Origin of the sequence: Thermobifida cellulosilytica TB100, from assembly GCF_001517975.1 — a bacterium.
GTDB classification, from domain to species: domain Bacteria; phylum Actinomycetota; class Actinomycetes; order Streptosporangiales; family Streptosporangiaceae; genus Thermobifida; species Thermobifida cellulosilytica.
Genome location: NZ_KQ950185.1, coordinates 65,513 through 86,809, shown reverse-complemented (window position 1 = coordinate 86,809; position 21,297 = coordinate 65,513). Strand labels below are relative to the sequence as shown.

Sequence of the window (21,297 nt, the reverse complement as noted above, 5' to 3'; positions counted from 1 at the left end):
TGCGCGGCGTCGCCGAGGAGCTGATCGCCTTCAAACACGGCACCGTGCCCACCGACACCCCGGCCTGGCTGCTGGTGGCCTCCCCGCACAGCGGCACCACCTTCGAGATCCTCGGGGCGGTCGGCACCTCTCTGCTGGTGCTGGCGGCCTGCCTGGTCGCGGCCGACCTGCTGCGCTGGGGCGTCTACCCGCTGGCCGCCGCCGGGTCGATGGCGCTGACCTGCTACGTCGGACACATCGTGGTGCTGGCGGCGCTGGGTGACCCCACCGGCGGCGCACCGCCGTGGCTGTGGGAGACATTCGTCATAGCCGCGCTGCTGTGCGCCACCGTGTGGAAGCTGCTGCTGGGCCGGGGACCGCTGGAGCGGCTGCTCGGCACCGTCGCTGACCTCGCGATACGCCGGACCGCACCGCGGCCGCCCGACGGGTCGCGCCCTCCGGGAGCCGCGGCCTCCGGGGCGCACTGACCCGTTAATTGAGTTTCTCGGCCGCCGACCCCTGTCATACTCTCGGCCCCTGGTTGACGACTTTCCTCACATCGGGGGCCCCTTGACCACCACAACCCCATCCACCCGAACCGTGCCGCGCGGCCTGCGCGGCAGCCCCTGGGCCACCCTGGTGGCCATCTCCTTCGGCGTCATGATGGTGGCGCTGGACGGCACCATCGTCGCGGTCGCCAACCCCGCGATCGGCCGCGACCTACAGGCGTCACTGGCCGAACTCCAGTGGGTGACCCACGGCTACCTGCTGGGTCTGGCGGTGTTCCTGATCACCGCGGGCAAGCTCAGCGACCGCTTCGGCTACCGCCGCATGTACCTGGTGGGCGTGGTGGGCTTCGTCGCGACCTCGGTCGCGATCGCCCTGTCGTCCGGGGTGGTCGTGCTCGTGGCCTTCCGCATCCTGCAGGGCCTGTTCGGCGCGGTGCTCAGCCCGGCCGCGATGGGGCTGCTGCGGGCGGGCTTCCCGCCGCACCAGCTCGGCCGCGCCTTCGGCCTCTTCGGCAGCCTGCTCAGCGCCGCCAACGCCGCCGGGCCGATCGTCGGCGGCGTGCTGGTCAGCACGTTCGGCTGGCAGGCCGCGTTCTTCATCAACGTGCCCGTCGGCGCGGTCGCGCTGGGTCTGGGACTGTGGCTGCTGGCGGCGGACCGGCCCGCCGACCGCAGCGCCCGCTTCGACCTGACCGGGGTCGCGCTGCTCACCGTCGCCATCTTCGCGCTGGTGTGGGCCCTGGTGGAGGCGCCCACCGTGGGCTGGACCGCCGTGTCCACGCTCGCCCCGCTCGCGGTCTTCGGCGTCTTTGGCGCCGTGTTCGTGCTGTGGGAGCGCCGCCCCGCCGACCCGCTGCTGCCGCTGGGCATGTTCCGCAACCCCTCGGTGTCCATCGGCGTGGTGCTGATGCTGCTCATGGCGCTGAGCCTGATGGGTTCCCTGTTCTTCGTCACCTTCTACCTACAGGGAGTGCTGGGGCTCGCGCCGAGCCGGGCGGGCGTGTTCCTGCTGCCGCTGATGCTGACGATGGGCGTGACCTCGCCGCTGGCGGGACGCCTGCTGGACCGGGTCGGCGCGAAGATCCCCACCGTGACCGGTCTGCTGTCGAGCGCGGTCGGCCTGTTCCTGCTGGCCCGACTGGGCACCGACACCGCGTTCGCCTACGTCACGGTGGCGTTCCTGCTGCTGGGTACGGGGCTGAGCCTGGTGATGACCGGCGCCACCGCCGCCATCGTCGGCAACGTGCCGATGCGGTTCGCCGGTGTCGCGTCCGGCATGCAGCAGTCCGCGATGCAGTTGGGCGGCTCACTCGGCACCGCGGTGCTCGGCGCGGTGATGTCCGCGGTGATCGTCGCGACCCTGCCTGGCCACTACCGGGACGCGGGACTGGACGCGCCCGACGCCGCGCAGGCCACGGAGATGCAGAGCACGGTCGCCCAGGGGGTCGCGGTGGTCCCGGACGGCGCGAGCGCCGAGGTGGTGCGGGCGGTCACCCAGGCCAGCCACGCGGCGTTCCTGGACGGCCTGCACCTGGCGTTCGGGATCGCCGCCGTGGTGATGGCGCTGGCGGCGGTGCTGGCGCTGTTCATGCGCGCCGGGCGGAGCACGGGCGAGCCGGCCGTGCACGTCTGAGCCCGCCGCAGCCCCGCGGAGCCGCGGGTCCGGGGCCGTCTGCCGTGTCGGTCGGCGGGAACGGGCCGGACCCGCTCCCGGTCGCCGGGTGCGACGCACCCGGCGACCGGGGCGGGCAGGGCCAAGCGCCAGGCCGGGAGTAGCAGGACGCGTGAGGCCCGTCGGTCCGTACGGTCCGCACGCGTCCGATCGACGGAGTCGACGGTCACCGCTCCGGCCACGACCGGCGGGACGGGACTGCGCCGTCCGTCCTCGGCGCCGCCCGCCGACCGGAGCAACCGAGAGCGGTGCTCCTCACCCTAGGCGGCCGCCCCGGCCGCAACCGTCCGCCACCGCTTGCGACACCTTCTTGACCTGGTGAAACCTCGGTCAAAGGAGGAGCGGGCGGACAACCTCAGCGGCCGTTGCGCGGCATCCGCGCGGCTGTGCGGTCGCGGTGCGCCAGCGTGTCGCTCGTGGTGCGGGTGTGCACGCGCAGCAGCCGCCGGGCGTCGTCGATCGCGGCGCGCGCCACCTCGGGCCGCGCCGCCGGTTTCGACCGCACCTCGTCCTTGGGGAGCCCCAGGTCGGCGGGGAGCCCGGCGCGGCTCACCACGCGAAGCTGCGCCTCCTCCTGGGAGACCGACGGCCGGATGTCGCCGTTGGGAGTCTTCCAGTGCCGCAGCCGGTGCTCCAGCCACTCGGGGCCCTGGTATCCCTCGCCCCGCGGCCAGGGCAGCCCGTCGGGGCGGGCGGCCAGGGCGTGCCGCAGGTCCGCCACGGACCACCCCGCGGCGAAGAACCGGGCGGCCTCGGTACGGAACGCGTCGAAGTCCACGCCCGCCAGCGACGGGTCGCCGCGGCGCAGCAGTTCGCAGGCCCGGTGCACCTCCCGGGGGGTGTGCACCGGGCGGTTCAGCGGATTCGGCTGAGGCGGGTGCAGCACCGCGTCGTCCACGGTCACCACCACCTCGCCGGAGCGGGTGTCCCACACGCTGACCCGGTCCCGCGGCCACCCCTGCGACTCCACCAGGGCCGCGGCGAGTTTGCGCAGGTCGACATCGTCGTCACTGGACAGCCGGAACTCGGCCATGGCGTGTCTCCTCTCCCTCGAAGCCCCAGCGTAGGGCAGCGTTGGGACGGCGTACCCGCCACGGCTCCCCGCCGAGGGGAGGCTAGAGCGGAAACCGCGCGAGTAGGGTGACGTTTCCCGCTGCACTCGGCGGGAGGGAGGAGGAGGAAGAACAGGTGAGCATCCAGGCGCACGCACGAGCCCGAGCCGCGGCCGACCGGCTGCGCTCCCGCACCGGGGTGGACAGCTACACCGCCGCGGTGATCCTGGGGTCGGGATGGGGGCCGGCGGCCGACGCGCTCGGCGCCTCGGGAGTGGAACTCGACGTCACCCAGTTGCCCGGGTTCGCCGAGCCCACCGCGCTGGGCCACCGCGGCGTGGTGCGCAGCGTGCCCGGTCACCGCGGCGAGCTGCTGGTGTTCCTCGGCCGCACCCACCTGTACGAGGACCACGAGGTGGACACGGTGGTGCACAGCGTGCGCACCGCGATCGCGGCGGGCGCGGACACGATCGTGCTGACCAACGCCGCCGGAACGCTCGATCCGGCCCTGGAGCCGGGGCGGCTGGCACTCGTCAGCGACCACATCAACCTCACCGGGCGCTCTCCGGTCGTCGGTCCCCGCTTCGTGGACCTCACCGACGCCTACAGCGCCGAACTGCGGGCGCTGGCCCGCGAGGTGGACCCGTCGCTGCCGGAGGCCGTCTACGCGGCCGTGCCCGGACCGCACTTCGAGACGCCCGCGGAGATCCGCATGCTCCGCGTCCTGGGAGCGGACCTGGTCGGCATGTCCACGGTCATGGAGACCATCGCCGCCCGCGAGCTGGGCGCGCGCGTGCTCGCCCTGTCCCTGGTCACCAACCTCGCGGCAGGCCTGGCACCGGGACCGGTCCGGCACGACGAGGTGCTGGCCGTGGGCCGCGCCGCGGCGGGGGACGTGGGCGTGCTGCTGGCGGACGTGCTGAAGAAGATCTGACCGGACGCGACGGCCGTGCCGTCCCGGAACCGCCTGGACGCCCCTCCGGCTCCGGCGCGGCACGGCCGCGGAGCGCCGTCCGCTTCCGCGGCGGCTCCGCCCTCCCGTGCCCGGCCGTGCCCGCGGCGTGTCAACCGGAACGGTCACTGAACTCTGCCCAAACACCCCTCGTGACCTCGGGAGATGTGTCACGCTCCCGGGTGAGGGCGGTGGCCGCGCGTCGTGCCACGCGGAGGGGAGCGGCCTGATGACCGACACCACCGACGACCCCGGGCCCGGCCCGGGCCGCCTCCGCGCGGTCTCGGAGTTCTGGGAACTGCCCGGAGACCCCGCGTTCTGCCCCGACCTGCGCCGCCGGGTGCGCGACCGCCTCGCCGGCTTTCCCCGCGTCGTCGGCGACGCCGAACTGGTGGCCGCCGAACTCTTCGCCAACGCCTGTCGCCACACCCGCAGCGGACAGGGCGGCACCGTCACCGTCAGCCTGTCCGCCCTGCACACCGGGCTCGTCCTCATCACCGTCGCCGACCAGGGGCCCCGCACCGACCCCCGCACCGGACGGCCCCGGGTCCCGCAGCCGCGCCCACCCGACGACCCCCTCACCGCGGACGGACGCGGACTGCGCCTGGTCGCCGCCCTCACCACCGACTGGGGCCACTGGACCACCCGGGGCGGAGGCCACTCCGTCTGGGCCGTGTTCGCGCCGCCGCTGCCGTCCTTCGTCCGCCCCCGCCGCCCGCGGTCCTGAGGGGAGCGGCCCGTACCGCGCCGAGGAGCCCGCCGTCGTCCGGCGCCGCCCTACTCCCCCCACATCGGGTCGGGGGGCAGCGCCCCCGGCGCGAGCTCCGCGTCGGCGGCGTTGATCACCGGGACGTACTCCTCGTCCACCAGGAACTCCCGACCGCCCAGCTCGAAGGTCGGGGACAGGTGGGTGTCCACGGGGCCGATGCGGACCTCCCGCGGGAAGACCCGCCACACCTGGTGGGGGTGCTTCTTGCGGAACCTGCGGTTCGCCACGACCACCACGGAGGTGTTGGTGACCACCACGTAGCAGGACGCGGAGTCGTTCCACGTCGCCGGGAAGACGTAGCGGATCTCGGCGTCCACCGGGAGGAACCCCCGCAGGCGGGCGCGGACCGCACTGGGAACAGGCATCGGACCTCCTCGTGACTGCATCCGAACTCGACTCGCTTCCCCCAGTCGAGCAACCTGTGCGCAAATTTCCCCATTTTTGGGGAAACTTGCTGGTAGGTCGTGTTTTCAGTCTCAATGTCTGAGAATTTCCTGGACGGAGCTTCCGTCACCTGGCTTACTTCTTCGTGGGGAAACGCAGGGAAGCGAAAGGCGAAGCAGTGGCCAGTGACGAGAAGCGGCCGAAGCGGCTGCCCGACAGGGTGGACCGAGTGATCATCGAGGCGCTCGCGAAGGACGCGCGCATCGGCGTCACCGAACTCGCCGAGATGGCCGACATCTCCCGCGCCACCGCCTACAACCGCATCAAGCGACTCACCGACGACGGGGTGATCCGCGGCTACTCCGCCGTCGTGGACCACGCCCGCATGGGCCTCGGCATCACCGCCCTCATCCTCGTCTCCGGCAGCCAGCCCGACTGGCGGGCCAACCGCGAGGTCATCTCCTCCTACCCGGAGGTCGAGTACTGCTGGTACGTGGCGGGCTCCGCCGACATCGTGCTGCTGGTGCGGCTCGCCGACACCGACCAGCTTCGCGACCTCGTCCTCACCCGCCTGCAGTCGCTGCCGGGCGTCAACTCCACCCAGACCCTCACCGTCATCGACGAGGTGGTGCACCGGCCCGTGGTGACCCTCCCGGAGAACGGCTGAGCCGCGCTCAACTGCGCGCCCCCACCGGCTCCCCGGCGCGGGCCCGCCCTGCCTGGCGGGCCTCCTCCGCGCCCAGCGCGATCGGCGCGGCCAGCCACTCGTCACGCAACCCGAACCCGTCCACCAGGGCGCGGGCGTGCGGGCGCAGCTCCCGGCACAGCGAGTTCACCGCGGCGGTGACCGCCTTGGCGCGGGCCGGGGTGAGCCGCCCGTGCTCCAGGAACCAGGCGCGCTCCCGCTCCACGAGCGACAGCGTCGCCAGGTCGCACAGCCTCTCCAGCACCGCGCGCGTGCCCGCGTCGCGGACCCGCCCGACGGCCGCGGCGAACGCCTCGAACACCAGCCGGTCCACGTGGGCGCGCGCCGCCAGCAGCACGTGGTCCTGCACGTCGTTGAAGACCGTGAACGGATCCGCGCCCGATGCGGACCCGGCGCGCAGCCGCCGCGCCAGCCCTTCCAGCACGTGGTTCTCCCGGTCCTCCAGCAGCGCGCGCTGCCAGCCCTGGTCCCGCAGGACGGAGTCGCCCTCGCGGCCCGGTGCGACCCGCGCCAGCCGGTCCCGGAGGGAACGCGCCGCGGTGCGCTCCGCCACGGTGCCCAGGAACTGCCCGGCCACGAACTTCGCCGTGCCCAGCGGGTCCAGGCTGCCGAACTCCTGCCGGTAGTTGGTGAGCAGGCTCTTGCCCACCAGTTGCAGCAGCACCGTGTTGTCGCCCTCGAACGTGGTGAACACGTCGGTGTCGGCGCGCAACTGCGGCAGCCGGTTCTCCGCCAGGTAGCCCGCGCCGCCGCAGGCCTCCCGGCAGGTCTGGATGGTCTCGGAGGCGTGCCAGGTGGCGACCGCCTTCAGCCCGGCGGCGTGCGCCTCCAGCTCCCGCTGGCCGCGCTCGTCCAGCGGCTCCCCGGCCAGCCCGTCGTGCAGCCGCGCCACCAGCTCCTCCTGGGCGAAGTGCAGCGCGTAGGTGCGGGCCAGGGCGGGCAGCAGGCGGCGCTGGTGGGCGAGGTAGTCCAGCAGCACCACCTCCTCGGGGCGGTCGGGCCGGGAGAACTGGCGGCGGACCTCGCCGTAGCGGACGGCGATCGCCAGGGCCGCCTTCGCGGCCGTGCCCGCGCCTCCCGCCACGCTGATCCGGCCGCGCACCAGCGTGCCCAGCATGGTGAAGAACCGCCGGTTCGGACTGTCGATGGGGCTGGAGTAGGTGCCGTCGGCGGCCACGTCCCCGTACCGGTTGAGCAGCGCGGTGCGCGGCACCCGCACGTGGTCGAACCAGATGCGGCCGTTGTCCACGCCGTTGAGGCCCGCCTTGGGGCCGCAGTCCTCGATCCGCACGCCCGGCACCGGCGTGCCGTCGGCGTCGCGGAGGGGGACCAGCAGCGCGTGCACGCCGTGCCGCTGCCCGCCCGTGACGAGCTGCGCGAACACCACGGCGAGCCGGCCGTCGCGGGCCGCGTTGCCGATGTAGTCCTTGCGGGCCGCCTCGTCGGGGGTGTGCACCACGAACTCGTCGGCGTCCGGGTCGAACGTCGCGGTGGTGCGCAGCGCCTGCACGTCGGAGCCGTGCCCCGTCTCCGTCATCGCGAAGCAGCCGGGGGTCTCCAGCGACATCACTCCCGGCAGGTAGGCGGCGTGGTGCCGCTCGGTGCCCAGCGCCTGGATCGCCCCGCCGAACAGCCCCCACTGCACGCCCAGCTTCACCATCAGCGACAGGTCGCACACGAGCATCTCGAAGGCCACCACGGAGGCGCCCACGTCCCCGCCTCCGCCGTACTCGGGGGAGAACCCGTAGCGGGCCAGGTCCGTCCGGGCCAGCAGGCGCAGTTGGTCGGTGACCCGGGCGCGGTGCTCCGCCATGCCCAGGCCGTGTTGCGGGGCGAACTCCGGGCCACGCAGCACCTCGCGGGCACGGCGGCGCACCTCGGCCCACCGGCCGTCCAACAGGTCGCGCAGGGCCGCGGCGTCGATCGCCGCGTCGTCGCGCTGTGGCATGGCAGCCTCCCCAGTCCGGTCCCAACCGTCGTCTTCACTTCTGCTCCGCGGCGGCGGGAACTAACCCGCCAGGGCCGGACGACCCCGACCGGTGGTGCGAAAGACCGCGTTCCGGTGCAGGTGGGGGCGGCGGTGCGGGGAAGGCGGGGCGGCGGGTGCCGATCGGATAACGAATCGGCAACGACGTGAACGAGGGTGCGCTGTTTTCTCGTCAGAGAGCCCGATATGACCCGTTGGGACCAGGTTGGACGTGCCCCGTCCCAGCATGCGACCATCGGGACAGTTGAAAAGGCAGGAGAACACCGGCGTGCGCGAAGCGATTCTGTTGGCGGCCATCGCCCTGGCAGCGGCAGTCGTGGTCTATCTGATGATCCGCGACCGGAAGAAGAAGCCCCCGGCGCTGTCCGCTGCCAAGCCTCCGCAGGACCCCTTCGCCGAACAGGGCACCCAGGGCGACCCCCGGACCATCAAGGTCGGCGACATGCTCGAGATCGGCGTCGAACGGGTCTGGGTGCGCGGCACCCTGCGGCTCTCCGAGGGCGGCTGGGAGTGGGCCGAGCACTTCGTCGACGAGGGCGGCAGCGGCGAGCGCCGCTGGCTGTCGGTGGAGGAGGACCCCGACGTGCAGATGGTGCTGTGGACCAGCCGCCCCGACCTGGACGTCGTCCCCGGCCCCAAGCAGCTCACCGTCGAAGGCGTCACCTACCGCCTCGTGGAGCGCGGCACCGCCGCCTACCGCTCCGAGGGCACCACCGGGCTGCGCGCCAGCGGCGGCATGGACTACGCCGACTACGAGGCTCCCGGCGGGAAGCACCTGGCGTTCGAACGGTTCGACCACGGCTCCTGGGAGGCCAGCATCGGCACCGACGTCGCCCCCGGCAGCCTCACGGTCTACCCCGGCGGCAACTGACATGCACGTCGCCGTCGACGTCCCGTTCAGCGACACCCGCGCCGCCGACCTCGCCTGGAGCATCACGCACCCGCCCGTCGAACCGCTGGTCGCCCGGACCCTGCACCTGGCCGGTGCTCGGGTCGAGCTGCGCGTGCTGGGCGCCTCCCACCAGGTGGTCGTGGCGCACGGGCGGGCCCGGTTCGTGGAGACCGTCGCCTGCCTCCCGGACGTCAGCGGCGGGCTGCCCGCCACTGCGGAACCGCACGTGCCGGGAACCTCCCACTACCGTTTCGCCAGTTCTGTGCGCCGACTCGGCCCCGCGGAGTTCGCCGCCCGCGCCACCGCCGTGCGCGACCGGCTGGTCGGCCGCCCCGACGCGCTGTCGGCGGTCTTCCCCGGCAACCCCCTCGCGATCACCGCACTGCTCGCGGCCGCCGCCGGACCGGTACTGCACTGGCAGACCTGGCACGCCTACCCGCAGAGCGGCGAACTGGTCGCCACCGTGTCCACCACCGTCCTCGCCCCCCGGCCCTCCGGAAGGGAGACCCGCCATGGCCGCTGACTCCGGCCCCTCCGCCATCGTCAAGAAGGGCGTGCTCGTCGGCTTGGGCGTGCTGGCCCTCGTCGTCGTCTTCAGCGCCTCGTGCGGCTCCTCCGTCAGCCGCTGCGGCGACTACGACCGCGAGCAGGCCTACGTGTTCAACCCCGGACGGGGCAACTACGACAAGAACGGCAACCAGTACGTCTGGGTGGGCGACGGCACCGGCGACTACGACCAAGAGGTCCGCTACGAGTACGACCCGGGCGACGGCCAGTACGACCTGCGCAACGGCGAGTACGTCTACGTCGGCTGCACCGACCGCCGCAGCGGCTCCTCCAGCAGCAGCGGAGGGGTGTGGTTCTTCGGCGGAGGCAGCGGCAGCTCCAACCGGGGCGGCGGCCCCGGCTGGGGCAAGTGACCATCCCCCGACCGACCGAGGAGACCAACCATGTACCCGCTGCTCATCGACGTCGTCGCCTGCCTGGCCTACGGAGTGGTCGGCATCGCGCTGATGGCCCTGGGCTACCTGATCGTCGACCTGCTCACCCCCGGCAAACTGCACGAGCTCATCTGGACCAACCGCAACCGCAACGCCACCCTCATCGTCGCCTCCAACACCCTGGGCGTGGCGATCGTGATCTCCACCGCCATCGCCACCAGCGCCGACACCCTGGCCGCCGGACTGGTCAGCACCGCCGTCTACGGGCTGGTGGGCCTGGTCATCATGGCGCTGTCCTTCCTCCTCATTGACCTGCTCACCCCCGGCGAGCTCGGCTCCATCGTCGCCGAGAACGAACTGCACCCCGCGGCGTGGGTCAACGCCTCCGCGCACCTGGCAGTCGCCGCGGTCGTGGCCACCGCCATCTACTGATGACCGACTCCGCCACCCTTGTCGAGAACCCCGCGGGCGTGACCGAGCGGCTCCCCCTGCCGCCACGGCTCGCCCGCTTCGCCGTGCTGTTCGCGGTGTTCGTCTGCGCCGCGTGCGGCCTCGTCTACGAACTCGCCCTCGTCGCCCTCGGCAGCTACCTGCTCGGCGACACCATCACCCAGGCGTCCGTGGTGCTGGCGGTGATGGTCTTCGCCATGGGCGTGGGCTCGCTGGCCTCCAAACGGCTCACCGGACGGCCCGCGTTCTGGTTCGCGATCGTCGAGGGCCTGCTGTCGCTGGTCGGCGGCCTGTCGGTGCTGGTCCTGTACGCGGCCTTCGCCTGGTACTCCCTCTACCAGCCCGCCCTCGTCGGCCTCTCCTTCCTCATCGGCGTGCTCATCGGCGCGGAGATCCCGCTGCTGATGACGCTCATCCAGCGCATCCGCCGCCAGGAGGCGGCCAGCGCCGTCGCCGACCTGTTCGCCGCCGACTACGTGGGCGGCCTCATCGGCGGCCTGGCCTTCCCCTTCCTGCTGCTGCCCGTCTTCGGCCTGCTGGAGGGCGTGGTACTGGTCGGCATGGTCAACGCGGTCACCGGCATGGCGATCGTGCTGTGGCTGTTCCGCCGCTCCCTCACCCGGATCGGCGTGGTCGGCCTCGCCTCCGGGCTGGCCCTGGTCATGGCGGTGTCGGTGAGCGTACTGGTGCTGTCCGACCGCTTCGAGGTGGACGCCCGCCAGGCCCTCTACCGCGACCCGGTCGTGCACGCGGAGCGCTCCGACTACCAGGAGATCGTCCTCACCGAGAACCTCGCCCGCACCGACCTGCGCCTGTTCCTCAACGGCGACTTGCAGTTCTCCTCCCTCGACGAGTACCGCTACCACGAGTCGCTGGTCCACCCGGTGATGGCCGGGCCGCACCGCGACGTCCTGGTGCTGGGCGGCGGCGACGGCCTCGCCCTGCGCGAGGTCCTCGAGTACCAGGACGTGGCGCGCGTCGTCCTTGTCGACCTGGACCCGGCCGTGGTCGAACTGGCCCGCACCCACCCCAGGATCAGCGAACTCAACCGCGGCTCCTTCGAGGACGAGCGGGTCACCGTCGTCAACGACGACGCGTTCACCTGGCTGCGTACCACCGACGACCGGTTCGACACGGCGATCGTGGACCTGCCCGACCCCGACGACGTCGCCACCGCCAAGCTGTACTCGGTGGAGTTCTACGGGCTGCTGCGCCAGGCCATGACGGCGGACGCCCGGGCCGTCGTGCAGGCCGGGTCGCCGTACTTCGCGCCCCGCGCCTACTGGAGCGTGCAGCGCAGCATGCACGAGGCGGGACTGCACACCACCCCCTACAACGTGGACGTGCCCAGCTTCGGCAACTGGGGGTTCTTCCTGGCCCGCACCGACCGCGCCCCCGAACTGGCACTGCCCGCCGACGCGCCCGACACCGCCTTCCTGGACGCGGCGGTGCTGGAGGCCGCCCAGGTCTTCCCCAAGGACCGCCGCCCGGACGCCCAGGGCGAATCCCTGCCGTCCACTCTGCTGCACCCGCGCATCATCGACTACCACCGGGAAGCCTGGGCCGGCTACTGAGCGGGGTCACTCCTCCTCGTCGTCGAGCAGGCCCGCGTCGTGCACCAGCAGCGCGATCTGCACCCGGTTGGTGAAACCGAACCGGGCCAGGACGGCGGAGACGTGCGTCTTGACCGTGGGCACGCTCAGGTGCAGCGCCGCGCCGATCTGCGCGTTGGACAGGCCGCGGCCCACCGCCACGGCCACCTCCCGCTCCCGGTCGTTGAGCTGGGCCAGCCGCCGCCGGGCGCGGTCCCGCCGCCGGTCCTCGCCGGACTCGGCGACCCGCGCGATGAGCCGGCGCGTCACCTCCGGCGACAGCACCGGGTTGCCGCGCGCCACCTGCCGCACCGCCGCCACGATCTCCTCCGGCGGGGTGTCCTTCACCAGGAACCCGGCGGCCCCGGCGCGCAGCGCGCGCAGCACGTGCCGGTCGGCGTCGAAGGTGGTCAGCACGATCACCTCGGGGGCGTCCGCGCTCGTCCGCAGCCGCTCGGTGGCGGCCAACCCGTCCACGCCGGGCATGCGGATGTCCATCAGCACCACGTCGGGACGGCACTCGGCGGCCAGGGCCAGCGCCTGCTCACCGTCGCCCGCCTCGCCGACCACCCGCAGGTCCGGCGCGCCGCCCAGCATCATCGTCAGCCCGGCGCGCACCAGCGGGTCGTCGTCGACGAGCAGCACCCTGATCGGCGTGTCGGCAGGCGAGGTCACGACGGCCAGGGTAGCCGGGCCGCGAGCCGCCAGCCACCGTCGGCGAGCGGCCCGTACTCCAGGCTCCCCCCGGCCAGGTCCACCCGCTCGGCCAGCCCCAGCAGCCCCTGCCCGGCCCCGGCCGCCGGCACCGCCCCCGAGCCCGGCGCGGGCGCGGTGTTGACCACCGCCACCTCCAGCCCCTCACCCGCCGCCCCGGCGACGCGCACGGTCACCGCCGCGCCCGGGGCGTGCTTGCGGACGTTGGTCAGCGCCTCCTGCACGATCCGGTAGGCGGTGCGGCCCGCCGGGTCGGGCACGTCCCCGTCGACCTCGGCCTCCAGCCGGACCGGAGTCCCGGCCCGCTCGGCCTCCTCGACCAGGTGGGAGAGGTCGGCGAAGACGGGCTGCGGCAGCTCCCCGACGGGCGCGCGCAGCACCCCCACGACCTGGCGCAGGTCCTGCAGCGCCTGGTGGGCGCTCTCCCGGATGACGCGGGCCGCGCGGGCGACGTCCTCGGCGGGCGCGTCCGGACGGTACTCCAGCGCCCCGGCGTGCACGCTCAGCAGCGACAGCCGGTGCCCCAGCACGTCGTGGATCTCCCGGGCGATCTCCTCGCGGGCCGCGCGCCGCGCCTCCGCCTCGGCGCGCTCCCGCAGCGACGCCACCAGGCGGCGGCGGTGGTGCACGAACAGACCCCAGCCGACCGCGACCCCCTGCAACGCCGCACCCAGCAGGAACAGCAGGAGGGCGGGGGTGCCCGGCTCGGGGCGGAGCAGCACGTAGCCGAACGCGGTGAACAGGCTGAGCCCGAAGACGGCCAGGCTGGTGCGCGGCGGCCGGTGCACGGCCACCGAGAACAGCGCCACCAGCATCGCCCCGGCGATCGTCTCGGAGAACACCGACAGCAGCACCAGCGCCACGGCCAGCCCGGTCGGCCACCGGCGGCGCAGCCACAGCGCCGCGCAGCCCAGCACGCCCGTCAACTGGTCGAGGGTGAACAGCCACGCCGGGACCACGTCGGGGACCGCGCCCTCCTCCAGACGCACCCCGGACAGCACCACACCCCAGACCACCGCGGTCACGAACAGGCAGCAGTCCACCAGCCAGTCGCGCAGGCCGCGGGAACGCGTGAACCCGGTCATCAGAGGACGAGCCTACGGGCCCCGAGCGCGGCCGTTCCACCGCGAACGCGCGGGCCGATACCCCGGTCACCGGAACCGATACTTTCGTCGCGCCCGCTCCCCGCCGACCAAAGACCTCGGTCGGCGGAGAGCATCCCGCGGACCGATCCGCGCGGCCGGGCGGCGCACCTAGCGTCGACGGCATGCGTCAACCCCTGCGTACCGTAGGTTTCCTGCTGATGCTCATGGGCCTCAGCGGAGCCGTCGACCACCTCTACGTCCAACCGTTCATGGGGGCGTTCCTCAACGTCTTCAACCGGATCGTCATCCCCCGCATCGACCTGCTCGCCGGATACGAGCTGTACGCCAACCTGAGCCTGGCCGTGCTGGGCTTCGTCGTCATGGTCGCCGGCGACCGGCTCCCCGAATGAGCGCCCCGCCCCGCTGCTCCGGGCGACCGTGTGCCGCCCAGACCAGCGGGGCGGCCGGGCGTCCTGGCGCTGGCCGCAGCCTTCGGGTGGTGCGGGCCGGGGAGGGAGGAGAACGCGCGCATCATGATCTACGGCATACAGCCGCCACCTGGTCGTCCGGGGCGGGGACACACCCGGGGGAGAGAGAAGACAGCGGGACGGAGACGAATCTCGACGGACTCGGAGGTCTTCCGCTGGTCGCCGCACTGCTGCTGCGCCTGGGGGACCGGCAACGCTTCAGGGCGGGCACTCGGTGGGTGTCCGCCCTGGTCACTGGGTGCGCGCCTGGCAGGATTCGAACCTGCGACCGTCGGATTAGAAGTCCGGTGCTCTATCCACTGAGCTACAGGCGCTCGGATTCAGTTGTGGCGGTGTGCTCCCGCCCCGGGAACCGTCCCGGCCGACGGTGCCGACGTGTCGGTCCACCCCCGGATAATCCGGAGCCGAGGCGACATTTTAGGGGATACCGCCGATGCCGCTCATGATCGCACGAAATCGTAGCAACTGGAGCCAATCGTCGTCACGGCTGTTTACCGTGCACTTCTCGCCGAACCGGTCGGTACGGCACCATCGCCCACGTTACCGCCCGCCCGACACCGCCCAGAATCGTGACGACGGTGTTTCGTGAGGTGCGGCACACCGCCCCGAGGCGGTCCACGGGCACCGGTCCCGCCGGATCGCACCCCCGTTCACCAGGTCCAGTACTGGCCGCACCAACCGAGAAGCAGGATGAGGTGAATCAGGTACACGATGGACCCCCTTCCGTCGCGGCAGCGAACAGCGGGGGGACGCGGAGTGTGCTTTTGCCCTCACTATAAGCATTGACCTGCTGGTATGTCCTTACTTCCGACAAGGTCCGGCGAGGTGTCCCAGGCGGTGCGCGGGGACCGGGCGACCCCGGCCCCCGCAGCGGCGCTCACGGCGTGTCGTCGTCCGGGAAGGACAGCGGACGCTCCGCGCCGAGGCGGCCGCCCAGCCACGGTGCCACGACCAGCAGCAGCACCAGCAGGACGCCGAGGCCCAGCAGGGCCCCGTCCGAGGTGCGCTCGGGCAGCGCCGTGGAGACCGGGGTGACGGTCTGCGGGGGGACCGGGGAGGAGGCGAACGGCGAACCGGACTCCACGCTCTGCTGAGGGTGGACGAACGGCAGCGGCAGGGCGAGCGGGGAGCCGGCGGCGTCGACGGGAGCCAGGGGGCTCGGCGCCCGCGGCACGGTCCGCTCCGCCGCTCCGGACAGCGGGTGCACCGTCACCGGGATCCGGCCGATGCCCTGGGGGGAGGGACCGGTCGCGCCGGGCGTGCGCGACCGGGATCCGGGCCCCGGGGAGCCGGTGCCCCCGGCCGCCGGGGGCCGTCCGGGGGTGGGAGCGGGACTCGCCTCGGGGGAGGGAGCGGGGGCGGGCTCCGGGCCGGGGGCAGGAGTCGGATCGGGAGTGGGAGTCGGCTCCGGGACCGGTTCGGGGTCGGGAGTCGGGTCCGGCCCGGGGTCCGGGTCCGGTTCGGGAACGGGCCCGGGGTCGGGAGCCGGGTCGGGAGCGGCGCAGCCCTCGGCCGAGGCGTCCGCGCATGCGGGGGGCGGTTCGGCGGTGTCGGCGAACACCGCGGGCGCCGGGCCCGCGGCGAGCAGCGTGGTCGAGACCAGGGCCGCCAGGGCGGTCCTGGTCGAAAGGCACGGTGTGGGCGTCATGCGGGTTCCTTGTCAGGAGGCGGCCGGAAGGATCCGGATGATTCCGGCCAGGTTGTCCAGACGCACGTCGGTGACCTTGACGACGTCGCCGCTGCGGGGCGCCTCCAGCATCATCCCGTCGCCCAGGTAGATCGCGACGTGCGAGATGTAGCCGGGACGGGCCGGGTCGGTGCGCCAGAAGATCAGGTCGCCCCGGCGCGCCTGCTCGTAGGGGACCTGCACGCCGGTGCGCCACTGCTCGTGGGTCACCCGGGGCAGTTCCACCCCAGCCTGGCGGAACGACCACTGCACCAGACCGGAGCAGTCGAAGACGTTCGGGCCGGAGCCGCCCCACACGTAGGGCAGCCCGAGCCGGGACTCGGCCGCGGCGATCGCGGCCTCGATGCGTTCGCCGTCCAGCCCCGCCAGACCGCCGGGAGGCGGTGCGGCCTCCGGCGGCGCGTCGACGACCTCCACCGGGGCGCCCGCCATCGGCAGCACGCTGACCCCGCTGCCCTCGGGCAGCAGGTCCAGCAGGGTGTCCCGGAGTGCGTAGGCGTCCGCGTCGGGCGCGCTGACCAGGGCGGCGTTGCCCGAGGGCAGGCCCAGCCTGTCCGCCGTCGCGGCGGAGACCAGGGCGTCGGTCCCGGGCAGCGCCGCCCCGGCGAACCCGGCGACGTCCAACTCCAGGGGCTGCCGGCCGAGGGCGGGCAGCGGACGGCCCACGAAGACCCGGTGCTCCGCCGCGTACGCGGCGGTCAGCAGCACCCCTCCGGGTCTCGACAGCGCCTCGGCGCCCCAGTCGGTCAGGTACTCGGTGGGCACGCCCACCACGGCGGTCTCGCGGCCGTCGACCACGAGCCGGGCCGCGTCCACCGCCAGTACCTCGGCGACCTCCGGGAGAGCGGCCACGGCGGCCAGGACGTCCTCGGACAGCGGTTCGGCCGCCGCCACGTACAGGTCGGCGTCCGGCGGCAGGGCGGTCCGCTCCGTCAGGGAGGCGGCCTCGGGGGAGTCGGCGAGCTCGACGGGAGCGCCCGCTCCCGGGGCGGGGCGCCCCGGGGCGGGGTCGGCGAGGGCGGGAGAGGACACGGACAGGGCGAGGGCCGTCCCCGTGACGACGAGGGGGACCAGACGCGGGGCGAGCCCGCCCCGGCCGCCCCGTCCCGGGGATTTCCTGCGCCCGCGGGCGACAGCCATAGCGGAATCCTCATTCTTCCTGGTCGACCGCGGCGCGCCGGGGCGACGGCCCTGCGCGCCACGAAAAGGACGGCGGAAACGGTCCGGGGAGAAGGCGAACACGGTGCTGGGGAAAGCCGCTCCGCCGCCCGGGCGGACTCGGAGGACTGGTGGGCGTGTCCATTTGGTCACTTTGGGTGTCGGATGGTCGGGGATACGGTGCCGGATGCTTTTCTCCGGCGGGCTTTTGTTCCGGGGTCAGCCGGTCATGCGTAGTCGCGCCTGCTCGCACAGGCGCTCCGTGAACCAGGTCTCGGGGGATTCGCCGAACTCCGCCGCGGCGGCCCCGGGCAGTGCCTGCCACAGGCCGCTGGCGCACCATTCGACGTAGCGGCGGTGCGCGGTGGCGGCGGAGACCCCGGCCCGGGTCGCAACCTTCTTCCAGGAGCGACCGGTGTCGAGGACCTCGGCGATCACGAAGAACAGCAGGCGGTCGTCGACGCGGGGACGACCGCCGCCCTGCGGGCGTGTCCGGGGGGCGGGAAGGCGGGGTTCCACGATTCGCCACAGCGAGTCGAGGAGCAGTTCCCGGCCGTTCTCAGACGAGCGGATGGGGTCGACCACGATACTGCTGCCAAACGGGATACATGGCGGGCGTCTTTGTCCTTAGCCTGTAGTCCGTGGGGGATATTGGTGCGAGTCGTCGGCCTGCGGGGTGCAGGCCTTCTTGGTCTGCGGGTCATCGTATGACTGATTTTTATTGCGTGGCAACCGTTCTTCCGTGTTCCCCCGACGTCGCCCCGACTTTCGTGAAATCATCTCAATAGGCATCTCAATAGGCGTCTCAAAATGGTGAAACCTGTTGTTCACCCGAAAAACTCCTCGTGTTTTTTGGGTGTGGTTTCTTATTAAATTCCGGAAACTTGGATCTCCTCAGGTGTCGAAAGCCCCCGGTCCCGCTCCCGTGCCGACACCCCGCGGCGCGCCGGCGACCGCCACGGCGCCGCCCGCGCGACCGAACCGATCTCCCCCACCAGGAGAAGCGTGATGGCAACCGACGTAGCATCGGAGCGCTCCGGAGCCCCCGGCGAGCGTCCGGCAGCGCCCGCTCCACCACCGGACCGACCGCCCGCCCGCGTCCGCGCGGCCATCGGCCCCGCCGACCTCCTCTTCCGCGGCTACCTGCGCGGCGGAGGCGGCGCCGTCCTGGTGGTCATGACCCTGGTCGGCGTCTTCCTCGCCTACCAGGGGTACGAGGCGCTGCGCGTGGGCGGCTGGGAGTTCTTCACCACCGAGGAGTGGAACCCCGACTCCGGCCGCGGCGCCTTCGGCATCGCCGCCGTACTCGTCGGCACCGTGATCATCGCGCTCATCGCGCTGGTGATCTCGGTCCCCCTCGCCCTGGGCACCGCGCTCTACATCTGCGAGTACGCCCCGGCCCGCAGCAAACCCACCCTGATCGCCGTCATCGACCTGATGGCCGCGGTCCCCAGCATCGTCTACGCCCTGTGGGGCTTCTACTTCCTGCAGTGGGGACTGGCCGGGGTCGCCCGGTGGATGCACACCTACCTGGGCTGGATCCCGTTCCTGGACGTCCCCGGCGTCGACCCCGCCAACCCGCTGGCCGGCTGGGAGAGCACCTACACCTCCTCCAGCCTCGTCGCCGGCATCGTCGTGGCCCTCATGGTCACGCCCATCGCCTGCTCGGTGATGCGCGAGGTGTTCGACCAGGCGCCGCAGGGCGAGCGGGAGGGCGCCTACGCGCTGGGCGCCACCAAGTGGGGCATGATCCGCTCGGTCGTGCTGCCCTTCGGCGCCGGCGGCATCATCGGCGGCTCCATGCTGGGCCTCGGCCGGGCCCTGGGCGAGACCATCGGCGTCTACCTGGTGATCTCCACCGTGTTCCAGATCCAGCCGCACATCCTGATGAACGGCGGCAGTTCGATCCCCTCCCTGATCGCGCTGCGCTACAACGAGGCCACCCCGTTCGGCATGTCCGCCCTGATGGCCGCCGGACTGGTGCTCTTCCTGATGACCCTGGTCGTCAACTTCGCCGCGTCGTCCATCATCGCCCGGAGCCGCTCCGGCGCAGCCAGTGAGGCGTGAACCGATGACCGTCACCAACTCCCGCACCGCGGCCCCCGCCGCACCCGCCACCGTCCTGCCGCGGCGCTCCCCCGCACCCGAGGCCCCGGAGGTCCGCCGCTCCCTCGGCCGCCTCCAGGCCGGCGACGTCTGGTCGCTGTTCGGCGCGGCCGCCGCGGGCCTGAGCCTGACCGGACTGCTCTACACCCAGCTCACCCCGTTCAGTGGGGTGATCGGCTTCGTCCTGCTGTCCTACTTGCTCTTCCTGGTCTGCTACACGCTGCTGCTCGCCCAGACCAACGACGGCCCCGCGGTGCGCGACCGGCTCGCCGCCGCCGTCGTCCACTCCATCGCGGGCCTCCTGCTGCTCGCCCTCGCCTTCGTCGTGGCGTTCACCTTCGTGCGCGGCTGGACCGCCCTGACCAACCTGGGCTTCTTCACCCGCGACATGAGCGGCGTCGGCCCCCTCCAGCCGCTGGAGGAGGGCGGCATCCTGCACGCCGTCGTCGGCACCCTCATCCAGATCGGCATCGCCCTGGCCGTCACCATCCCGCTGGGCGTCACCTGCGCGGTCTTCCTCACCGAGGTGCCCGGCGCGTTCAGCCGGTTCGTACGCACCGTCGTCGAGGCCATGACCGCCCTGCCGTCGATCGTGGCGGGCCTGTTCATCTACGCCACCGTCATCCTCATCCTCGGCTTCGACCTGTCGGGCTTCGCCGCGTCGCTGGCCATCACCGTGATGATGCTGCCCATCGTCATCCGCGCCGCCGACGTGGTGATCCGCCTGGTGCCCGGCAACCTGCGCGAGGCGTCGCTGGCCCTGGGCGCCTCCCAGTGGCGCACCGTCCTGCACGTGGTGCTGCCGACCTCCCGCTCCGGCCTGGCCACCGCGATCATCCTCGGCACCGCCCGCGGCATCGGAGAGACCTCACCGGTCATGCTCACCGCGGGCGTCACCACCGCGCTCAACCTCAACCCGATGAGCAACTCGATGATCTCGCTGCCGCTGGCGGTCTTCGAGTTCGTCAAGTCGCCCGAACCCGTCATGATCACCCGCGGCTTCGGCACCGCCCTGGTGCTGCTGATCCTGGTGATCCTGCTGTTCGCGGCGGCCCGGGTACTCGGCGGCCGCGGCCCGGGCCAGCTCACCCGGCGCCAGGAGCACCGCCGGGTCCGCCAGTCCCAACGCGACGTCCGGCGCATGACCGCGGCCCGCGAGGCCCGGGCCCGCGCCGCGGCCGCCGCACCGCCCGATGCGCCGACCTCGATCGTCCCCGGTCTGTGACCGGTCCCGCCCCCGTCCCCACCCACGCCAACGAGGAAGCAGCACGCCCATGCCACCGCACGAAGGGAGCCTCCGCCGCCGCCCGCGGCCCGGCAGCGCGACAGCGCCCTCGGTCCGCCGCGCACTGGCGGTCGCGCTCACCCTCGCCCTCCTGCTGAGCACCGCCAACACCGCCTCCGCAGCGACCCTGGTACGCATCGCCGGCTCCGGCTCCACGTGGAGCCAGAACGCCCTGGACCAGTGGATCGCCAACGTCGCGCAGTACAACATGCGCATCGACTACGCGGGCAACGGCTCCTCCACCGGCCGCCAGCAGTTCGCCAACGCCGTCGTGGACTTCGCCGTCTCCGAGATCCCCTACGGCATGCAGGACGGCGCCAGCACCGACTACCCGCCACGCAACCGCGGCTACGCCTACATGCCCATCGTGGCGGGCGGCACCGCCTTCATGTACAACCTCAGGATCGGCAACACCCAGGTCACCAACCTGCGGCTGTCCGGGGAGGTGATCGCCAAGATCTTCACCGGCGGCATCACCCGGTGGAACGACCCCGCGATCGCCGCCGACAACCCCGGGCTGAACCTGCCGGCCACCCCCATCCGCCCGGTGGTGCGCTCCGACGGATCGGGCACCACCGCCCAGTTCACCGCGTGGATGCTGGACCAGCACGGCGACATCTACCGGGACTTCTGCGCACGGGCCAACCGCAACCCGTGCACCGCCACCTCCAACTACCCGCGGCCCGCGGGCGTGAACTTCCAGGCCTCCCCCGGCTCGCTGGGCGTGGCCGGGTACGTGTCCTCGCCCAACGCGGTCGGCTCCATCACCTACGTCGAGTACTCCTACGCGCTCAACGCCGACTTCCCGGTGGTCAAGGTCCTCAACAAGGCCGGCTACTACGTCGAGCCCACCGCCGACTACGTCGCGGTCGCCCTGCTGGAGGCCGAC

The 21,297-nt window shown here is 72.7% G+C and carries 22 protein-coding genes and 1 tRNA gene; 14 read left to right on the top strand and 9 right to left on the bottom strand.

The window, feature by feature from the left end; all coding sequences use genetic code 11:
• The coding region (locus tag AC529_RS16125) for a DUF418 domain-containing protein (protein ID WP_232306776.1) at nucleotides 1-467 on the top strand (467 nt) is incomplete at its 5' end.
• Between the two features lie 82 nt (nucleotides 468-549).
• Entirely contained in the window at nucleotides 550-2,121 is a 1,572-nt protein-coding gene (locus AC529_RS16120; RefSeq protein ID WP_068758198.1) for an MFS transporter, read from the top strand.
• 394 nt (nucleotides 2,122-2,515) lie between these two features.
• On the opposite strand, the gene AC529_RS16115 is transcribed toward AC529_RS16120, so the two are convergent.
• Nucleotides 2,516-3,193, bottom strand: a complete 678-nt coding sequence (locus tag AC529_RS16115) for a hypothetical protein (RefSeq protein ID WP_068758196.1) — start codon at nucleotides 3,191-3,193, stop codon at nucleotides 2,516-2,518.
• 155 nt (nucleotides 3,194-3,348) lie between these two features.
• On the opposite strand from AC529_RS16115, the gene AC529_RS16110 reads away from it, so the two are divergent.
• Both AC529_RS16110 and AC529_RS16105 read left to right on the top strand, forming a co-directional pair.
• The gene (locus tag AC529_RS16110) at nucleotides 3,349-4,146 is read left to right on the top strand and encodes a purine-nucleoside phosphorylase (protein WP_068758194.1); all 798 of its coding nucleotides are present in this window, start codon (nucleotides 3,349-3,351) and stop codon (nucleotides 4,144-4,146) included.
• A gap of 247 nt (nucleotides 4,147-4,393) precedes the next feature.
• Nucleotides 4,394-4,891 carry an ATP-binding protein gene (locus AC529_RS16105; protein WP_068758193.1) on the top strand — a complete coding sequence of 166 codons (498 nt, stop codon included), beginning with the start codon at nucleotides 4,394-4,396 and terminating at the stop codon, nucleotides 4,889-4,891.
• A 50-nt stretch (nucleotides 4,892-4,941) separates the two neighbouring features.
• Here the strand turns inward: AC529_RS16105 and AC529_RS16100 are convergent, their stop codons facing one another.
• On the bottom strand, nucleotides 4,942-5,298 hold the full coding sequence (locus AC529_RS16100) for a hypothetical protein (protein ID WP_068758191.1): 357 nt from the start codon (nucleotides 5,296-5,298) through the stop codon (nucleotides 4,942-4,944).
• A gap of 197 nt (nucleotides 5,299-5,495) precedes the next feature.
• On the opposite strand from AC529_RS16100, the gene AC529_RS16095 reads away from it, so the two are divergent.
• Nucleotides 5,496-5,984, top strand: coding sequence for an Lrp/AsnC family transcriptional regulator (locus AC529_RS16095; RefSeq protein WP_068758189.1), 489 nt, complete (start codon nucleotides 5,496-5,498; stop codon nucleotides 5,982-5,984).
• 7 nt (nucleotides 5,985-5,991) lie between these two features.
• Here the strand turns inward: AC529_RS16095 and AC529_RS16090 are convergent, their stop codons facing one another.
• Nucleotides 5,992-7,971: an acyl-CoA dehydrogenase family protein gene (locus AC529_RS16090; RefSeq protein WP_068758187.1), complete on the bottom strand. Its 1,980-nt coding sequence runs from the start codon at nucleotides 7,969-7,971 to the stop codon at nucleotides 5,992-5,994.
• Between the two features lie 367 nt (nucleotides 7,972-8,338).
• On the opposite strand from AC529_RS16090, the gene AC529_RS16085 reads away from it, so the two are divergent.
• From AC529_RS16085 to AC529_RS16065, 5 genes are read left to right on the top strand one after another with little or no spacing between them, the layout of a single operon-like run.
• Entirely contained in the window at nucleotides 8,339-8,881 is a 543-nt protein-coding gene (locus AC529_RS16085) for a DUF4178 domain-containing protein (RefSeq protein WP_232306790.1), read from the top strand.
• Nucleotide 8,882: 1 nt separating this feature from the next.
• Nucleotides 8,883-9,425 carry a DUF2617 family protein gene (locus tag AC529_RS16080; RefSeq protein WP_068758183.1) on the top strand — a complete coding sequence of 181 codons (543 nt, stop codon included), beginning with the start codon at nucleotides 8,883-8,885 and terminating at the stop codon, nucleotides 9,423-9,425.
• The gene (locus AC529_RS16075; RefSeq protein WP_068758182.1) at nucleotides 9,415-9,822 is read left to right on the top strand and encodes a hypothetical protein; all 408 of its coding nucleotides are present in this window, start codon (nucleotides 9,415-9,417) and stop codon (nucleotides 9,820-9,822) included. The genes AC529_RS16080 and AC529_RS16075 overlap by 11 nt, the downstream gene beginning before the upstream one ends.
• 30 nt (nucleotides 9,823-9,852) lie before the next feature.
• A complete protein-coding gene (locus AC529_RS16070) occupies nucleotides 9,853-10,275 on the top strand; it encodes a DUF350 domain-containing protein (RefSeq protein ID WP_068758180.1) in 423 nt (140 codons plus the stop codon).
• Nucleotides 10,275-11,867: a polyamine aminopropyltransferase gene (locus AC529_RS16065; protein ID WP_068758178.1), complete on the top strand. Its 1,593-nt coding sequence runs from the start codon at nucleotides 10,275-10,277 to the stop codon at nucleotides 11,865-11,867. Before AC529_RS16070 ends, AC529_RS16065 begins: the two co-directional genes overlap by 1 nt.
• Before the next feature lie 6 nt (nucleotides 11,868-11,873).
• Here AC529_RS16065 and AC529_RS16060 read toward each other — a convergent pair whose 3' ends face one another.
• Together AC529_RS16060 and AC529_RS16055 are read right to left on the bottom strand one after the other, a co-directional pair.
• The gene (locus AC529_RS16060) at nucleotides 11,874-12,560 is read right to left on the bottom strand and encodes a response regulator (protein WP_198156458.1); all 687 of its coding nucleotides are present in this window, start codon (nucleotides 12,558-12,560) and stop codon (nucleotides 11,874-11,876) included.
• A complete protein-coding gene (locus AC529_RS16055) occupies nucleotides 12,557-13,684 on the bottom strand; it encodes a sensor histidine kinase (RefSeq protein WP_068758174.1) in 1,128 nt (375 codons plus the stop codon). Before AC529_RS16055 ends, AC529_RS16060 begins: the two co-directional genes overlap by 4 nt.
• A 182-nt stretch (nucleotides 13,685-13,866) precedes the next feature.
• Here AC529_RS16055 and AC529_RS16050 point away from each other — a divergent pair, with 182 nt between their 5' ends.
• Nucleotides 13,867-14,094, top strand: coding sequence for a hypothetical protein (locus tag AC529_RS16050; protein ID WP_198156457.1), 228 nt, complete (start codon nucleotides 13,867-13,869; stop codon nucleotides 14,092-14,094).
• Between the two features lie 319 nt (nucleotides 14,095-14,413).
• Here AC529_RS16050 and AC529_RS16045 read toward each other — a convergent pair.
• The 4 genes from AC529_RS16045 to AC529_RS16030 form a co-directional block, all read right to left on the bottom strand.
• Nucleotides 14,414-14,486: transfer RNA gene (locus AC529_RS16045), tRNA-Arg, on the bottom strand.
• A 563-nt stretch (nucleotides 14,487-15,049) separates the two neighbouring features.
• Nucleotides 15,050-15,820, bottom strand: a complete 771-nt coding sequence (locus AC529_RS16040; RefSeq protein WP_068758172.1) for a hypothetical protein — start codon at nucleotides 15,818-15,820, stop codon at nucleotides 15,050-15,052.
• Between the two features lie 12 nt (nucleotides 15,821-15,832).
• A complete protein-coding gene (locus AC529_RS16035) occupies nucleotides 15,833-16,999 on the bottom strand; it encodes a C40 family peptidase (protein WP_068758170.1) in 1,167 nt (388 codons plus the stop codon).
• Nucleotides 17,000-17,236: 237 nt separating this feature from the next.
• Nucleotides 17,237-17,602 (bottom strand): transposase, encoded by a 366-nt coding sequence (locus AC529_RS16030; protein WP_068758168.1) that lies wholly within the window; start codon nucleotides 17,600-17,602, stop codon nucleotides 17,237-17,239.
• Nucleotides 17,603-18,025: 423 nt separating this feature from the next.
• Here AC529_RS16030 and pstC point away from each other — a divergent pair, with 423 nt between their 5' ends.
• The 3 genes from pstC to AC529_RS16015 all read left to right on the top strand — a co-directional run.
• Entirely contained in the window at nucleotides 18,026-19,084 is a 1,059-nt protein-coding gene (pstC, locus tag AC529_RS16025) for a phosphate ABC transporter permease subunit PstC (protein WP_083948337.1), read from the top strand.
• Nucleotides 19,085-19,088: 4 nt separating this feature from the next.
• Nucleotides 19,089-20,348: a phosphate ABC transporter permease PstA gene (gene pstA / locus AC529_RS16020; protein ID WP_068758166.1), complete on the top strand. Its 1,260-nt coding sequence runs from the start codon at nucleotides 19,089-19,091 to the stop codon at nucleotides 20,346-20,348.
• Between the two features lie 49 nt (nucleotides 20,349-20,397).
• Nucleotides 20,398-21,297 (top strand): phosphate ABC transporter substrate-binding protein PstS (locus tag AC529_RS16015; RefSeq protein WP_157080243.1); only part of this gene is annotated, 900 nt, incomplete at its 3' end.

Excerpts from the sequence above, each read along its gene's own strand:
- AC529_RS16080 (WP_068758183.1), top strand. The coding sequence starts at position 8,883 with ATGCACGTCGCCGTCGACGTCCCGTTCAGCGACACCCGCGCCGCCGAC.
- AC529_RS16055 (WP_068758174.1), bottom strand. The coding sequence starts at position 13,684 with ATGACCGGGTTCACGCGTTCCCGCGGCCTGCGCGACTGGCTGGTGGAC.
- AC529_RS16085 (WP_232306790.1), top strand. The coding sequence starts at position 8,339 with ATGATCCGCGACCGGAAGAAGAAGCCCCCGGCGCTGTCCGCTGCCAAG.
- AC529_RS16090 (WP_068758187.1), bottom strand. The coding sequence starts at position 7,971 with ATGCCACAGCGCGACGACGCGGCGATCGACGCCGCGGCCCTGCGCGAC.
- AC529_RS16040 (WP_068758172.1), bottom strand. The coding sequence starts at position 15,820 with ATGACGCCCACACCGTGCCTTTCGACCAGGACCGCCCTGGCGGCCCTG.
- AC529_RS16070 (WP_068758180.1), top strand. The coding sequence starts at position 9,853 with ATGTACCCGCTGCTCATCGACGTCGTCGCCTGCCTGGCCTACGGAGTG.
- AC529_RS16035 (WP_068758170.1), bottom strand. The coding sequence starts at position 16,999 with ATGGCTGTCGCCCGCGGGCGCAGGAAATCCCCGGGACGGGGCGGCCGG.
- AC529_RS16115 (WP_068758196.1), bottom strand. The coding sequence starts at position 3,193 with ATGGCCGAGTTCCGGCTGTCCAGTGACGACGATGTCGACCTGCGCAAA.
- pstC (WP_083948337.1), top strand. The coding sequence starts at position 18,026 with ATGGCAACCGACGTAGCATCGGAGCGCTCCGGAGCCCCCGGCGAGCGT.
- AC529_RS16050 (WP_198156457.1), top strand. The coding sequence starts at position 13,867 with ATGCGTCAACCCCTGCGTACCGTAGGTTTCCTGCTGATGCTCATGGGC.
- AC529_RS16105 (WP_068758193.1), top strand. The coding sequence starts at position 4,394 with ATGACCGACACCACCGACGACCCCGGGCCCGGCCCGGGCCGCCTCCGC.
- AC529_RS16065 (WP_068758178.1), top strand. The coding sequence starts at position 10,275 with ATGACCGACTCCGCCACCCTTGTCGAGAACCCCGCGGGCGTGACCGAG.
- pstA (WP_068758166.1), top strand. The coding sequence starts at position 19,089 with ATGACCGTCACCAACTCCCGCACCGCGGCCCCCGCCGCACCCGCCACC.
- AC529_RS16075 (WP_068758182.1), top strand. The coding sequence starts at position 9,415 with ATGGCCGCTGACTCCGGCCCCTCCGCCATCGTCAAGAAGGGCGTGCTC.
- AC529_RS16100 (WP_068758191.1), bottom strand. The coding sequence starts at position 5,298 with ATGCCTGTTCCCAGTGCGGTCCGCGCCCGCCTGCGGGGGTTCCTCCCG.